11 protein-coding genes are annotated in these 15,200 nt (G+C 69.2%); 8 read left to right on the forward strand and 3 right to left on the reverse strand.

The features are described from left to right. The first annotated feature begins 28 nt into the window (after positions 1-28). From AB0G20_RS23280 to AB0G20_RS23300, 5 genes are all read left to right on the forward strand, one after another. Positions 29-1,129, forward strand: a complete 1,101-nt coding sequence (locus AB0G20_RS23280) for a sugar ABC transporter substrate-binding protein (protein WP_361305840.1) — start codon at positions 29-31, stop codon at positions 1,127-1,129. A 188-nt stretch (positions 1,130-1,317) separates the two neighbouring features. Beyond that, on the forward strand, positions 1,318-2,109 hold the full coding sequence (locus tag AB0G20_RS23285; protein ID WP_361305481.1) for an ATP-binding cassette domain-containing protein: 792 nt from the start codon (positions 1,318-1,320) through the stop codon (positions 2,107-2,109). After that, positions 2,106-3,398, forward strand: coding sequence for a sugar ABC transporter permease (locus tag AB0G20_RS23290; RefSeq protein ID WP_361305483.1), 1,293 nt, complete (start codon positions 2,106-2,108; stop codon positions 3,396-3,398). Before AB0G20_RS23285 ends, AB0G20_RS23290 begins: the two co-directional genes overlap by 4 nt. Positions 3,399-3,578: 180 nt before the next feature. Next, positions 3,579-5,510, forward strand: a complete 1,932-nt coding sequence (gene dxs / locus AB0G20_RS23295) for a 1-deoxy-D-xylulose-5-phosphate synthase (protein ID WP_361305485.1) — start codon at positions 3,579-3,581, stop codon at positions 5,508-5,510. Between the two features lie 136 nt (positions 5,511-5,646). Next, on the forward strand, positions 5,647-7,164 hold the full coding sequence (locus tag AB0G20_RS23300) for an amino acid permease (protein ID WP_361305487.1): 1,518 nt from the start codon (positions 5,647-5,649) through the stop codon (positions 7,162-7,164). 280 nt (positions 7,165-7,444) lie between these two features. Here the strand turns inward: AB0G20_RS23300 and AB0G20_RS23305 are convergent, their stop codons facing one another. After that, positions 7,445-7,816 carry an NTP pyrophosphohydrolase gene (locus tag AB0G20_RS23305; protein ID WP_361305489.1) on the reverse strand — a complete coding sequence of 124 codons (372 nt, stop codon included), beginning with the start codon at positions 7,814-7,816 and terminating at the stop codon, positions 7,445-7,447. A gap of 82 nt (positions 7,817-7,898) precedes the next feature. On the opposite strand from AB0G20_RS23305, the gene AB0G20_RS23310 reads away from it, so the two are divergent. The 3 genes from AB0G20_RS23310 to AB0G20_RS23320 all read left to right on the forward strand — a co-directional run bounded on the left by AB0G20_RS23310 (position 7,899) and on the right by AB0G20_RS23320 (position 12,183). Beyond that, entirely contained in the window at positions 7,899-8,918 is a 1,020-nt protein-coding gene (locus AB0G20_RS23310) for a hypothetical protein (RefSeq protein ID WP_361305491.1), read from the forward strand. Between the two features lie 233 nt (positions 8,919-9,151). Next, positions 9,152-10,423, forward strand: a complete 1,272-nt coding sequence (locus AB0G20_RS23315; RefSeq protein ID WP_361305493.1) for a nucleotide sugar dehydrogenase — start codon at positions 9,152-9,154, stop codon at positions 10,421-10,423. Beyond that, the gene (locus tag AB0G20_RS23320; RefSeq protein WP_361305495.1) at positions 10,420-12,183 is read left to right on the forward strand and encodes a glycosyltransferase; all 1,764 of its coding nucleotides are present in this window, start codon (positions 10,420-10,422) and stop codon (positions 12,181-12,183) included. Before AB0G20_RS23315 ends, AB0G20_RS23320 begins: the two co-directional genes overlap by 4 nt. A gap of 75 nt (positions 12,184-12,258) precedes the next feature. Here AB0G20_RS23320 and AB0G20_RS23325 read toward each other — a convergent pair whose 3' ends face one another. Then, positions 12,259-13,683 (reverse strand): polysaccharide deacetylase family protein, encoded by a 1,425-nt coding sequence (locus AB0G20_RS23325; RefSeq protein ID WP_361305497.1) that lies wholly within the window; start codon positions 13,681-13,683, stop codon positions 12,259-12,261. 59 nt (positions 13,684-13,742) lie between these two features. After that, a complete protein-coding gene (locus tag AB0G20_RS23330; protein ID WP_361305499.1) occupies positions 13,743-15,185 on the reverse strand; it encodes a cellulose binding domain-containing protein in 1,443 nt (480 codons plus the stop codon). Between the last annotated feature and the right edge of the window lie 15 nt (positions 15,186-15,200).

Below are 15,200 nucleotides of genomic sequence, written 5' to 3' on the forward strand. Positions count from 1 at the left end.
CAGGGAGGTTTCTGAAGTGAACACGCGTATGCGTCGCGCCGCTGTTGCTGTTGCCGCCGGTGCGATGGCCGTTTCGCTTGCTGCCTGTGGCAGCGCCAAGGAGTCGGGCGACAACGCCGACTCCACCGGGTCCGCCAAGAAGGGCGACGACATCAAGGTCGGCCTGCTCCTTCCGGAGAACGCGACGGCCCGTTACGAGAAGTTCGACCGGGTGCTCATCGAGAAGAAGGTCAAGGAACTCACCAACGGCAAGGGCGAGGTCGTCTACGCCAACGCCAAGCAGGACGCCAGCACGCAGAACCAGCAGGTCGACACGATGGTGACCAACAAGGTCGACGTGCTGATCGTGGACGCGGTGGACTCCAAGGCCATCGCCGGCTCGGTGAAGAAGGCCAAGGACGCCGGCATCCCCGTCGTCGCCTACGACCGCCTGGCCGAGGGCCCGATCGACGCCTACACCTCGTTCGACAACGAGACCGTCGGCAAGACCCAGGGCGAGGCCCTGCTGAAGGCGCTGGGCGACAAGGCCAAGGACGGCCAGATCGTCATGATGAACGGGTCCTCCACCGACCCGAACGCCGCCCAGTTCAAGAAGGGCGCCCACTCCGTTCTCGACGGCAAGGTGAAGATCGGCCGCGAGTACGACACCAAGGAGTGGAAGCCGGAGAACGCCAACTCCAACATGGAGGGCGCCATCTCCGCCCTCGGCAAGGACAAGATCGTCGGCGTCTACTCCGCCAACGACGGCATGGCGGGCGGCATCATCACCGCCCTGAAGGCCGCCGGCATCGCCGACATCCCGGTCACCGGCCAGGACGCCGAACTCGCGGGTGTGCAGCGCATCGTCACCGGTGAGCAGTACATGAGCGTCTACAAGCCCTACCCGCAGGAGGCGGACGTCGCGGCCGAGATGGCCGTCGCCCTCGCCCAGGGCAAGTCGCTCGACTCGATCGCCAAGGACAAGGTCGACAGCCCGACCACCAAGGCCATCCCCTCCGTCCTCGTCCCGGTCGTCTCGCTGACGAAGGACAACATCAACGACACCGTCATCAAGGACGGCATCTACACCGTGAACGAGATCTGCACCGGCAAGTACAAGGCCGCGTGCGACAAGATCGGCCTCAAGTAGAGCAGCCGCCAAGTCCCCTGAGAGGCACGGGAGTCCGCACGGACTCCCGTGGCTCCGTGCGGGGACCGGCTGCCCCCGAGTTCCTCCGGCGCCCCGCCACATCAGCCCCGCAAGCTCCGCGGGGCGCCGGACGGATCACTTCTCCCACACTTCTGCACAACCTCCCGCCGGGTCAGGCGGCGAAGGAGATGGTTCACGTGTCCGCTACGCCCGTGCTGGCGTTGCGCGGGGTCTCCAAGCGGTTCGGTGCCGTTCAGGCGCTCACCGACGTAGAGCTTGAGGTCCACGCCGGTGAGGTGGTCGCCCTGGTGGGCGACAACGGAGCCGGAAAGTCCACGCTGGTCAAGACGATCGCCGGCGTGCACCCCATCGATGAGGGCGTCATCGAATGGGACGGCAGGTCCGTCCAGATCAGCAAGCCGCACGACGCCCAGAACCTGGGCATCGCGACCGTCTACCAGGACCTCGCGCTCTGCGACAACATCGACGTCGTCGGCAACCTCTACCTGGGCCGGGAGATCCGCAAGCGCGGTGTCCTGGACGAGGTGGAGATGGAGCGCCGCTCCCGCGAGCTGCTCGACACGCTGTCGATCCGCATCCCCAGCGTGCGCATCCCGATCGCCTCGCTCTCCGGTGGTCAGCGCCAGACCGTGGCCATCGCCCGTTCCATGCTCGGCGAGCCCAAGCTGGTCATCCTCGACGAGCCCACCGCCGCCCTCGGCGTCGAGCAGACCGCGCAGGTCCTCGACCTGGTCGAGCGACTGCGCGAGCGCGGCCACGCCGTGATCCTCATCAGCCACAACATGGCCGATGTGAAGGCCGTCGCGGACAAGGTCGCCGTACTGCGTCTCGGGCGCAACAACGGCGTCTTCGAGGTCAAGTCGACCTCGCAGGAAGAGATCATCTCCGCCATCACCGGCGCCACCGACAACGCCGTGACCCGCCGTGCGGCGCGCACGAACGGGGAGGGTTCCAAGTGAGCATCGACAAGACCTCCGCGGCTCCGGACGACCACGTCGTGGAGAACCCCGAGGCGGCCAAGGCCGCCGTCACGGTCGTCGACCCCCGGCTGCTGGTGCGTGAGCAGGGCCTCGCCGGCTACGTCACCGAGTTCAAGCGGAAGATGAAGTCCGGTGACCTGGGCTCCATCCCGGTGGTCATCGGCCTGGCGATCATCTGGCTCATCTTCACGAGCCTGAACTCCAACTTCCTCACCGCGGGCAACCTGTCCGACATGTCCGTGGCCATGGTCGGCACGGGCATGATCGCCGTCGGCATCGTGTTCGTGCTGCTGCTCGGCGAGATCGACCTGTCGGTCGGCTCGGTCTCCGGTGTCGCGGGCGCCAGCTTCGCGGTGCTGAACGTCACCAACGGCATGAACGAGTGGCTCGCCTTCGCGCTGGCCATCCTCACCGGCACGGTCGCCGGTGCGCTGCACGGCTTCTTCTTCGCGAAGATCGGCGTCCCCGCGTTCGCCGTCACCCTGGCGGGTCTGCTGTTCTGGAACGGCTTCATGCTCCAGATCCTGGGCGACAACGGCACGATCAACCTCGACCCGGACGGGGTCGTGGCCCAGCTGACCAGCTACTACTTCTCCGACGTGGCCGCGGCGTACAGCCTGGCCGCGGTGGTGACCGCCGGGTTCTTCCTCAGCTCCTTCCTCGGCAACCGGCGCCGCGAGGCCGCGGGCGTGCCGTCGCGGCCGCTGAGCGAGACCATCGTGCGGACCGCGCTGCTGGCGGTGCTCGCCTTCGCCGTGGCCATCGTCTTCAACCAGTACAAGGGCCTGCCGCTCGCCGTGGTGATCTTCATCGTGGTGCTGCTGGTCACGGACTTCGTGCTGCGCCGCACGTCCTACGGCCGGAAGGTGTTCGCCCTCGGCGGCAGCGTCGAGGCCTCGCGCCGTGCCGGTATCAACGTGGAGATGGTCCGGATCTCGGTGTTCGCGATCTCCGGCACCTTCGCCGCGGTGGGCGGCCTGTTCATCGCCTCGAAGATCGCCGCGGCCAACCAGGGCGCCGGTGGCGGTGACCTGCTGATGAACGCGATCGCCGCGGCGGTGATCGGCGGCACGTCGCTGTTCGGCGGCCGTGGACGCACCTGGAACGCGCTGCTCGGTGTGCTGGTGATCGTGTCGATCCAGTACGGACTGGCGCTGGAGGGCATCGCCTCTCCGGTCCAGTACATGATCACCGGTGGTGTGCTGTTGGCCACGGTCGTGATCGACGCCGTCACCCGCAAGACGCAGAAGACCGCAGGGCGCGCGTAGCCCCGCGGAACCACCTGTGCCCGGTACCTCCCCGGTACCGGGCACAGCTGTGTCGTAGGTGTGGCACAACATGGGTACAGCCGAACGCGTGACGTACGACGCACAGCCTCGGCGCCGCCCGCGAAGGCGGAACATTAGACTCGACAAGCCCGGCAACAGCTCTACTGCAAGGAGGCACGGGTGCCGCTGCTGACCCGTATCAGGGGACCGCGCGATCTGGACCGGCTCAACCTGGAGGAGCTGAACCAGCTGGCGGAGGAGATCCGGAGCTTCCTTGTCGAAGCGGTCTCCAAGACCGGCGGTCACCTCGGCCCCAACCTCGGCGTGGTGGAGCTCACCATCGCCCTGCACCGGGTCTTCGACTCGCCCAAGGACAAGGTGCTCTGGGACACCGGCCACCAGTCCTACGTCCACAAGCTGCTCACCGGCCGTCAGGACTTCTCGAAGCTGAAGATGAAGGGCGGCCTGTCCGGCTACCCCTCGCAGGCCGAGTCCGAGCACGACGTCATCGAGAACTCGCACGCCTCGACCGTCCTCGGCTGGGCCGACGGCATCGCCAAGGCCAACCAGATCCTCGAGCGCGACGACCACGTCGTGGCCGTGATCGGGGACGGCGCGCTGACCGGCGGCATGGCCTGGGAGGCGCTGAACAACATCGCCGACGCCAAGGACCGCCCGCTCGTCATCGTCGTCAACGACAACGAGCGCTCCTACGCGCCGACCATCGGCGGCCTCGCCAACCACCTGGCGACCCTGCGCACCACCGACGGCTACGAGCGCTTCCTCGCCCGCACCAAGGAGGTCCTGGAGCGCACGCCCGTCGTCGGACGGCCGCTCTACGACACCCTGCACGGCGCCAAGAAGGGGCTGAAGGACTTCATCGCCCCGCAGGGCATGTTCGAGGACCTCGGCCTGAAGTACGTCGGGCCGATCGACGGACACGACCTGGAGGCCCTGGAGTCCGCGCTCGCCAAGGCCAAGCGGTTCGGCGGGCCGGTCATCGTGCACTGCCTCACCGAGAAGGGCCGCGGCTACCAGCCCGCCCTCCAGGACGAGGCGGACCGCTTCCACGCCGTCGGCAAGATCCACCCCGACACGGGCCTGCCGATCGCCAGCTCCGGCGCCGACTGGACCTCCGTCTTCGGCGAGGAGATGGTCAAGCTCGGCGAGGAGCGCGAGGACATCGTCGCCATCACGGCCGCCATGCTCCAGCCGGTGGGCCTGGACAAGTTCGCCAAGCGCTTCCCCAAGCGGGTCTACGACGTCGGCATCGCCGAGCAGCACGGCGCCGTCTCCGCGGCCGGCCTGGCCACGGGCGGCGTGCACCCGGTGTTCGCCGTGTACGCCACCTTCCTCAACCGCGCCTTCGACCAGGTGCTGATGGACGTGGCCCTGCACAAGTGCGGCGTCACCTTCGTGCTCGACCGGGCCGGTGTCACCGGCACCGACGGGGCCTCCCACAACGGCATGTGGGACATGTCGATCCTGCAGGTCGTACCCGGGCTGCGGCTGGCCGCGCCACGCGACGCCGACCAGGTGCGCGCCCAGCTGCGCGAGGCCGTCGCCGTCGACGACGCGCCGACCGTGGTCCGCTTCTCCAAGGGCGCCGTCGGCCCCGCCGTGCCGGCCGTGCGCCGTGTCGGCGGCATGGACGTCCTGCGCGAGCCCGGCACCGACCGGCCCGACGTCCTGCTGGTCTCCGTCGGCGCCCTCGCGCCGATGTGCCTGGAGATCGCCGGCCTGCTCGACCGGCAGGGCATCTCCACGACCGTCGTCGACCCGCGCTGGGTCAAGCCCGTCGACGAGGCCATGGCCCCGCTCGCCGAGCAGCACCGCGTGGTCGTCACGGTCGAGGACAACAGCCGGGTCGGCGGCGTCGGTTCGGCGGTCGCGCAGGCGCTGCGCGACGCGGGCGTCGACGTGCCGCTGCGTGACTTCGGCATCCCGCCCCGCTTCCTCGACCACGCCTCCCGTGCCGAGGTCCTCGCCGAGATCGGTCTCACCGCGCCGGACATCGCCCGGCAGGTGACCGGCCTGGTCGCCAAGCTCGACGGACGCTACGAGCGCAGCGCCGCGGACGCCGTGGACTCGGTGGAGCCCGCGCGCGACTGACACCGCTGAATGGGCCGGTTTCCCCACCATGAGGGTGGTGGAACCGGCCCATTGGCGTGAATACGTCCGTGCCGGGGCATACGGATGGTGCCACCTCTCGATCATGTCGAGGACGACGAGCGTGGGAGGTAACCCCGTGAGCAGTACCCTCTTCCGGACGAAGAAGGTCGAGCAGTCCATCCTCGACACCGAGGAGCCAGAGCACGCGCTCAAGAAGTCCTTGTCCGCGCTGGATCTGACCGTCTTCGGCGTCGGTGTGATCATCGGTACCGGCATCTTCGTACTCACCGGCACCGTCGCCAAGGACAACGCCGGGCCCGCGACGGCTCTGGCGTTCGTGGCGGCCGGCGTCGCGTGCGCCCTGGCCGCCCTCTGTTACGCCGAGTTCGCGTCCACGGTCCCGGTCGCCGGGTCCGCCTACACGTTCTCGTACGCCTCCCTGGGTGAACTGCCCGCCTGGATCATCGGCTGGGACCTGGTTCTGGAGTTCGCACTCGGTACGGCGGTGGTGGCCGTCGGCTGGTCCGGCTACATCCAGTCGCTCATGGACAACGCGGGCTGGGTCATGCCTACGGCCCTCGGCAGCCGTGAGGGCGCCGACGGCTTCGGCTTCGACATCCTCGCCGCCGCGCTCGTCCTCGTCCTGACCGGCATCCTCGTGGTCGGCATGAAGCTGTCCGCGCGGATCACGTCGGTCGTCGTCGCCATCAAGGTGACGGTCGTCCTCGTCGTGATCATCGCGGGCGCGTTCCTCATCAAGGGCGACAACTACGACCCCTTCATCCCGAAGGAGCAGCCCGTGGAGGCCGGGGCGAGTCTCGACTCCCCGCTGATCCAGCTCATGTTCGGCTGGGCGCCCTCCAACTTCGGCGTGATGGGCATCTTCACCGCCGCCTCGGTCGTGTTCTTCGCCTTCATCGGCTTCGACGTCGTGGCCACGGCCGCGGAGGAGACCAAGAACCCGCAGCGCGACATGCCGCGCGGCATCCTCGGCTCCCTCGTGATCTGCACGACGCTGTACGTCCTCGTCTCGATCGTCGTCACCGGCATGCAGCACTACAGCGAGCTGTCCGTCGACGCCCCGCTCGCCGACGCGTTCAAGGCCACCGGGCATCCGTGGTTCGCGGGCTTCATCAGCTTCGGTGCCGCGGTCGGCCTGACGACGGTGTGCATGATCCTGCTTCTCGGGCAGACCCGGGTGTTCTTCGCGATGAGCCGTGACGGGCTGCTGCCGCGGTTCTTCTCGCGCGTCCACCCGCGGTTCAAGACGCCGCACCGGCCGACCATCCTGCTCGGCGTCGTCATCGCGATCCTCGCCGGTTTCACGCCGCTGACGGAGCTCGCCGCGCTGGTGAACATCGGCACCCTGTTCGCGTTCGTGGTCGTCGCGATCGGCGTGATCATCCTGCGCCGGAGCCGTCCGGACCTGCCCCGGTCCTTCCGCACCCCCTGGGTGCCGGTCATCCCGATCCTGTCGGTGTGCGCCTCGCTGTGGCTGATGATCAACCTGCCCGCCGAGACGTGGGTGCGGTTCGGCATCTGGATGGCCGCCGGCTTCCTCGTCTACTTCATCTACGGCCGCACCCACAGCCGTCTCGCGCGCCACGACGCGGGTGAGGAACAGCCGAGCGTGGGTGGTGGCGGCACGCCGTAGGCGTCTGCTGTTCGCCGGGTGGCTGCGCCTGCGCGGTGGATGTGGGTCGGGGCCGCGTCGGGGGGGTCCGTCCTCGGAACGGCGCGATGGGTCGGACGCCGACTGACTGTGCGTCGACGCGCCGACCCGCTGCGGGCGGAGCCCCCGACACGTCCCCTTCTCGCCCTACGCGGGTGCGGGTCCGCTCCGTTGCGGGCCATCGTGCCGGTGGGGGCGATGAGCAGCGGCGCCCCGCTCCGGCGGGTTGCGTAACGCCTCGGCCCCAGGCCGATGCCGAGCCCTACGGGCGAACCGTCCGCGGCCCCGCCACGTCCGCCCCCAGCTCCCCGACCCGCCTCCGCAGTTCCCGGTCCGCCGTGATCACCAGGACGGAACGCTCACCGGCCGACGCGACCACCTCGACGATGTGGTCGTCGCCACTGCCCGGCGCCGAAGAGACCCGCACCCCGGGCACGGACTCCACGCCTCGCGCCGCCCCCTCCACCACCAGGACGATCTCCACCGGGCCGGAGACGGCAGGGACGCCCTCCGACGCCAGCCGGTCCCGCAACCGCTCCGCCGCGCCCCGACGGTCCCGCCACCAGCCGTCCGGCACCGACCCGACGACGTTTGCGGCGTCCACGACGACCAGGACAGGCACGTTGGCGTTCATGTGGCCAGGGTCGCACGGGAGATGGGCGCGAGGCCGGGGCGGGCGGGAGCGCCGGGCCTTGTCGGCCGCATAAAGTGAACAGGTGAACGGCGACTGGCTCATCCGCGGCCGCGACGGCCGCCTCACCGTCTATCTGCCCTCCGGCGACGCCGTCCTGTGCCGTGCGGAACGCGGTCCCGCCGGCCCCTGGGACGACGCTCCCCGCACCGTCGGCGGCGACCAGAAGCTGCACCCGGGCGTGGCGGTCGGCCAGGGCGTCGACGGGTACGCCCATCTGGCCGCCTGGCGCCCCACAGTGCCGGGCGAGTCCGGCCTCGTGCACTCCACGCACTTCCGGCCCCGGCTCGCGCCCCTGGACTGGGTCCCGATCGGGCACCCCGACAAGAAGGGGGACCGGACGGGCCCGCCGGCCGTAGCCGTCGACTCCGCGGGGCGTGGCTATGTCTTCGTGCGGAACGCGGGCGGTGGGGTGAGCCTGCGCAACCAGAAGGTGAAGGGCGGCTGGGGACCCTGGCAGGACCTCGAAGGGCATGATGTCGAGGGGGAGTTGGCCGCCGTCACGGGGGAGTCGGGACTGGTGGAGGTGTACGCCTCCGTGCCCGGCGGGATTCTGCACTGGCGGCAGGAGGAGCACGGGAAGACGCCGGTGCGGACCGAGGGCGTGGAGGTGGCCGTCCGGGCGGGGACGCTGCGCGCGCTGGCCACGTCCGCCGAGCACACCACCCTCTTCTTCACGGACCTGTCCGGAGACCTGTGCGTCTGGCGGCCGGGCGAGAAGCCGGTCACTCTCCTCGCCTCCGCGGGGCCGGGCCCGGTCTCCGCCGTGCGGTGTGAGATCGAGGGGCACGACTGCACCGTGCTCGCGCAGCGGTCGGCGAGCGGCCGGGTCGCCTTCGCCGCGTATCCGACCGAGCAGGAGTCCGCCGGTGCCTGGTGGACCGAGTCCGGGCCCCAACTGCCCGCCGACGCCACGGTGTCGGTGGCGCTCGACGAGCACGAGGAGGTGGTCGCGGTGACCCTGTCACCCTCGGCCGGGACGGTGCTGCTCACCCGCCGCAAGGACGAGCCGGGGCTCGCGCTGGAGGCCTGGCAGGAGATCTGAATCCCCTCCAGGAAGCGGAACTGACCCCTTCATTCTGAGGCTCTTGACGCTCCAGACACACGAAGTGTGTCAAGGGTTGTACAGATGTGTGGGTGACAAGGCGCACCTAGGGTGAACGTGGTCAAAAAGTGAAGGTCTTGTTAACCTCCTCAGACTTGTTCGATTTTTGCTCGGGGGGCCGGTTGCTGCTGCGTCTGGCCGACGCCGTGGCAACGGGGTTGGGGAATGATGTCGTGAGCAGATCCTCCGCGGTGGATCTTGTCGTTGTCGGACTCGGCTACGTGGGGCTGCCGTTGGCCAGGTCTGCCGCTGCCGCGGGCCTGAAGGTGGTCGGTCTCGACCGCAGCCGACGGGTGGTCGACGGACTGAACGCCGGCCGTTCACACGTCGACGACATCACCGACGCCGAAGTGCGCGCCATGCTGGAGCAGGGCTTCGAGGCCGTCGACGAGGCCGCGGTCATCGCCGACGCCGCCGCGGTGGTCGTGTGCGTTCCCACGCCGCTCACCGACCACGGCGCCCCGGACCTCGGCGCGGTGCACGCCGCCGTCGACGACATCGCCGCCCACCTCACCACCGGCACGCTCGTGGTCCTGGAGTCGACCACGTACCCGGGCACGACCGACGAGGTCGTCCGGCCGCGCCTGGAGGCGGGGGGCCTGCGGGTCGGCATCGACTTCCACCTTGCCTTCTCCCCGGAGCGCATCGACCCGGGCAACGCCTCCTTCGGCCTGGAGAACACGCCCAAGGTCGTCGGCGGCATCACGGCCGACTGCACCAAGGCCGCCCGCACCCTCTACGAGCGGTTCGTGAACCGGGTCGTCGAGGCCAAGGGCACCCGCGAGGCCGAGATGGCCAAGCTGCTGGAGAACACGTACCGGCACGTCAACATCGCGCTCGTCAACGAGATGTCGATGTTCTGCCGCGAGATCGGCGTCGACCTGTGGGACTCGATCCGGTGCGCCTCCACCAAGCCCTTCGGCTTCGCGCCCTTCTACCCCGGCCCCGGCGTCGGCGGGCACTGCATCCCGATCGACCCCAACTACCTGTCGTACAAGGTGCGTTCGCTGGGCATCCCGTTCCGGTTCGTGGAGCTGGCGCAGGAGATCAACCAGCGGATGCCCGTCCACGTGGTGAACCGGGCCGCCGAACTGCTCAACGACCAGGGCAAGGCCGTCCGCGGCTCCCGGGTGCTGCTGCTCGGCGTGACCTACAAGCCGGACATCTCCGACCAGCGCGAGAGCCCGGCCCTGGCCGTCGCGGAGAACCTCCTCGCCCGCGGCGCCGAACTCGTCTACTTCGACCCGCGCGTCGAGAACTGGCACGTCGCCGGTGCGCCCGTCGAGCGGGCCGACGACTACCTCGCCGCCGCCGAGGCCGCGGACCTCACCGTCCTGCTCCAGCCGCACCGCGAGATCGACCTCGACGAACTCGCCGACCGCGCCCGGGCCCTCTTCGACACCCGGGGCAAATCCGCCGACCACCCGCGGGTGGTCAAGCTGTGACTTCCGAAGATACGTTCATACCCGGTGCCGTCGACTCCGGTGGGCGTCGAGCGCACCGGAAGCGGCGGCATCTGAAGGTCTCGTACTTCGTCTTCCTGGGCCTCGCCGCGCTGATCGCCACCCGGCTCGACGCCGGTTCCCTGCACCTGTACTCCATGGGTGCCATGGGCCTGCTGGCCCTGAAGATGTTCGGCGCCCTCTTCTACCGTCCGGCCAAGGCCGGGCGGGAGGAGCTGGAGTACCTGGAGAACGCCTGGGTCACCGCGGTCATCCCGATCTACAACGAGGACCCGGTGATGTTCGAGCAGGGCATGCGCAGCCTCCTCGCGCAGAGCCGCCTGCCCAACGAGATCCACATCATCGACGACGCCAGCGCCAACGACTCGGGCATCAGGGCGGCGAAGAAGATGCGCCGCGAGTTCGAGGCCAAGGGCGTCAAGTACACCGTCAGCGTCCAGCCCGAGAACAAGGGCAAGCGCGAGGCGCTGGCGCTGGGCTTCGAGGCCGCCCCGTACTCCGACATCTTCCTCTGCGTCGACTCGGACACCGTGCTGTCCCGGGACACCGTGCGCGAGCTGCTGCTGCCGCTGGCCGACGAGAAGATCATGGCCTCCACCGGCATGGTCCTCGCGCTCAACCACGACAGCAACATCTTCACCCGCCTCCAGGACCTGCGCTACGGCAACTCGTTCCTCTTCGAGCGGGCCGCCTACTCGCGGCTGAAGTCGGTGCTGTGCTGCTGCGGCGCACTCTCCGCGTACCGCGGCACGCTGGTGCGCAAGTACCTGCCGGACTTCCTCAACCAGCAGTTCCTGGGCAAGCCGGCCGTCTTCGGCGACGACCGCCGCATGACCAACTACTGCCTGATGGAAGGCCAGGTCGTCTTCCAGGAGACCGCCGTCGGCTACACGGCCGTCCCCGAGAAGCTGCCGCACTTCCTGCGCCAGCAGGTGCGCTGGAACAAGTCCTTCTTCCGTGAGTCGCTGTGGGCGTTCCGGCACCAGAAGAAGTACCGGCCGGCCTTCTGGCTGACCTGCATGGAGCTCGCGCTGTGGCTGGTCTTCGGCTCGGCGATGTTCTACTCGATGGTCATCCTGCCCATCATCAAGCCCGCGCAGTTCGTCAACCACATCGGCGACTACCTGGTCTTCATGGTCCTGATGGGCTACCTGCGCAATGTGCGCTACCTCGACTTCCCGCGCCGCGGCATGGGCTTCGTAAAGCGTTTCGGCATGTTCCTGCTCGCGCCGATCTACGGCGTGATCCAGCTGACCCTGCTGACCCCGCTGCGCTTCTACGCCCTGTTCACCCTCCACAAGGGCAGCTGGGGCACCCGCCAGGGCGGTGTCGAGGTGTCCGTGGCCGGTGACCACGAGCACGACGTGACGGAGATCTTCGAGGAAGAGGACCCGTACTCCGACAAGAAGGTCACCGAGACGCTCCAGCTGATGCGTCTGGAGGGCGTGGCGCTGCGCACCCGGCCCCGCCCGGCGGACGGCATCCCCTCCCAGCCGCAGCCGATCCCGGGCTACCACGAGGAGCACCACGCGGCCGTCCCGCAGCAGCGCGTGAGCTGGGGGTCGCCGGCACCGGCCGGTCAGCAGCAGTGGCAGGGCGGACACCCCGGGTACCACGACCCGTACCAGCAGCAGTACCCGGGCCAGGGCCACGACCCGCAGCAGGGCGGATATCCGCACCAGGACCCGTCGTGGCACCAGGGCCAAGGCCAGGGTCAGGGATACGGGCAGGGCGGCTGGTAGAGCCGTAGCAGAACGAAGAGAGGGGCGGCCGGGGGGCCGCCCCTCTCTTGTGCGTGCGGGTGGTGCGTGCGGGCCTCAGGTGTAGGAGGCCATCGCCTCCTCGACCGTCAGCACCGGGATGTCCCGGTCGTCGATCGCCTTCATCAGCGTCTCCAGGCCCGCCTTGCCGATCTCGGTGCTCGTCGCGGGGGCGCCGTCGACGACCTTGTGCAGGCACAGGATCAGCCAGTCGCCGCTGTTCACGCACCGGTCGAGCCGGCCGCCCGCGCCCGTCAGCTTCGAAAGGGCCGTACCGCCGATGCCCGTGCCGTCGTTGATGCCCGTCAGCGCCTTGAGGCGGTACGGCATCGCCGGGGCGAACGACTCGATGGTCTCGGAGATGATCGACCGGGCCGTGGTGAAGTGCCGGCTCGCGATCTGGTCGACCGGGACCCCGTCGGACGTCTTCTGGAACGCGCCGTGCGGGTAGGCGAAGTGCTCGCTGGTGAAGCCGTTGGACACCAGCCACTCGCGCAGCTTGCGGAAGTCGTCGTCGGCCTGCTCGGCGGTGAGCTTGGGGTAGCTGGCCGTGTGGACGGCGTTCGCGTACGAGTGGCCCCCCATCTCCCAGCCGGAGAAGTCCTGCATCGACCGCATCTGGCCCAGCGTCAGGAAGCTGCCGGTGCCGATGGCGTCGGCGATGTTGTAGACCGTGCCGGGGAAGCCGTAGCGGTCCATGACCGGCCGGGCCAGGTCGTGGACCGACTTGTGGGAGTCGTCGAAGGTGATGGAGACGACGCCCTTCGGGAACACCGAGACGGTGTCCGGTATCAGCTCGACGGCCTGGAGCCGGTAGGTCACCGGACCGCCCGCGTCGTCGTACACGGCGAACGACATGTCGGTGAAGCCGGTCTTCGTGGACGGCTTGCCGTCGGCGCCGATGGAGTACGTGCCGGCCGCCCCGTTGACGTCCGCCCACTGGAGATGGACCGTCACCCACTCGCCGGACTGGACGTAGTTGGCCGAGGTCTTGGAGTGGACGTGGTGCGTCCAGGCGAAGTGGTTCGCGAGGGAGCCGCTGCCCAGGTAGAAGACGAGCTTGGCCAGGTTCGTCACGTCCTCGACGCGGAAGACCAGCCGGATCATCTTGCCCGTCAGGCTCATCGCAGGCATGCCCGTCTTGCGGACGTAACTCTGCTTGCCGGTGCCGCCCGTGGTCACCCGGACCGACTGGGTGCCGCGCACGAAGACGGTCTTGTCGTTCGCCTCGGCCGACGCGGTGCCCGCGCCCCCGGGCGTCCAGCCGTGGCCGGACTGGAACTGCTGGGACCAGCTCGCCCGGCGGTACTTGGGGCGGCGGCCCGAGGGGGCGTACAGGGGAGGCGTGGTGAGGCCTCCGATGCCTGCCCCGGCGGCCGGGGCGGCGGCGGGCTGCGCCACCACCTTGCCGAGCCACGCGCCGCCGCCGGCCATGGCGACGCCTCCTGTGCCGCCCATCAGCAGAGCGGAGCGCCTGCTCACCACCGGCTTGTTCTCCGTTGCCTCGGCAGCGTGCCTGTGGGCGCCGGACCGCCTATTCCTCACCGGGACTCCCGAACCGTGTCGAAGTAGTTCAAACCCTGGTCGGTGAAGTCCTCGACAGCGGACTGCACCTGCTTCGCCGACAGGGTTTCGTTCGCGTTGTAGTAGAGCCAGTCCACCTTCATGTCCCAGGCGCGGTCGCCCTTGAACGGCAGATCGATGAACCAGTGGTTGAAGTTCACGGACATGTCCGCGCGCGGGGCGTACTTGCCGTTGCTGAGGAAGAGCTTCTTGCCGTCGAGCCAGTAGGCGACGACGCCGTCCTTCACCCTGATCAGCACGGTGTGCCAGGTGTCGAGGCTCTTCTTCGTGGTCTCGTAGACCCGGTCGTTCTTCTTGTGGTCGTACCAGGTCACGGTGTCGAGCTTGGGTCCGGGCCGGCCCCAGCCGCCGTTCGGCATGTACTCGTTGTCCAGCTCGCTGTACTTCGAGCCCGTGCCGCCGATGGTGTAGAAGGTCTGGTTGACGTGGTCGCCGCTGTCCCCGGTGGCCGGCTCGTCGCTGAAGTGGATCCGCGCCGCGTAGGTGCCGTCGCGGAACTTGCTCGCGGCCGTGCCGAGGCTCGCCTGCTTCGTCCCGGCCTTGGTGCCGTCCGTGCTCGCCCGCAGGTTGAGCACCTGGCCGTCGGCGTGGGAGCCCTCGGCGGTGGGGAAGCTGACGCCGTCCGCCGACCAGGTGTTCTCGACGCCCGGGCCGCCCTTGCTGGTGCGGACCAGCCAGCCGTGCTTGAACAGGGCCGGGTCCTTGGGGCCTTGGTAGGTGAAGTCGTCGAACAGCACCCCGGCCGGAGGGGCCGGCACCGGGTCGGCCGCGGCGCCCTTCGCCGTCGCCTTCTTCTCGTCGCTCGCCTTGGTGCCGTCCGGCTCCTCGCCCCAGGCGAGGACGCCCCGCTTGTAGGCGGTGACCTTCTCCGCCTCCTTGTAGCTGGTCATCTCCGCGTCGAAGGAGCGGTCGTCGGACTGCTTCAGCTTCTTGTGGTCGGTGCGGAAGAGCTGGAGGTCGATGCCCTTGCTGTTGGCGCCGGGCTTCAGGCTGCCCGCGGCGGCCGTGAACCGGAGCTCCAGGTAGTGGTCGGCGGTGTCGGTGGCCTTGTCCATCGCGACGATCCGCCCGGACACGTTCGAGCAGCCGAAGACGGCGTTGACACAGTTGAAGGCGTACGACGCGGCGCCGTCCGCGGTGAACCAGTACCGGAGCGTCACATCGCTCAACGGCAGTGGCTTCTCCGTGTCGTTGAAGACCTCCAGCGACGGCTTGGCGGCCGTCGCGGTCGCCGGGGTGTCGGTCCGGTAGCGGACCTTCAGCTCGGGCGGATCCGGGTTCGCCGCCTTCCACACGGGATAGAGCGCCGTGCCGCCGGCGGCGACCACCGCGACGAGGAGCAGGAGCCTGATCTTGGGCCAAACCCGGCGTCGGGGTGTTCGGCGACGAGGGGACGCCACGCAGGACTCCTTCGA

The organism is Streptomyces sp. NPDC024017, assembly GCF_040638895.1.
Classification (GTDB): Bacteria; Actinomycetota; Actinomycetes; order Streptomycetales; family Streptomycetaceae; genus Streptomyces.

Coding starts and splice junctions, on each gene's coding strand:
- AB0G20_RS23280 (WP_361305840.1), top strand. CDS start 29: ATGCGTCGCGCCGCTGTTGCTGTTGCCGCCGGTGCGATGGCCGTTTCG.
- AB0G20_RS23285 (WP_361305481.1), top strand. CDS start 1,318: ATGGTTCACGTGTCCGCTACGCCCGTGCTGGCGTTGCGCGGGGTCTCC.
- AB0G20_RS23305 (WP_361305489.1), bottom strand. CDS start 7,816: ATGAACGCCAACGTGCCTGTCCTGGTCGTCGTGGACGCCGCAAACGTC.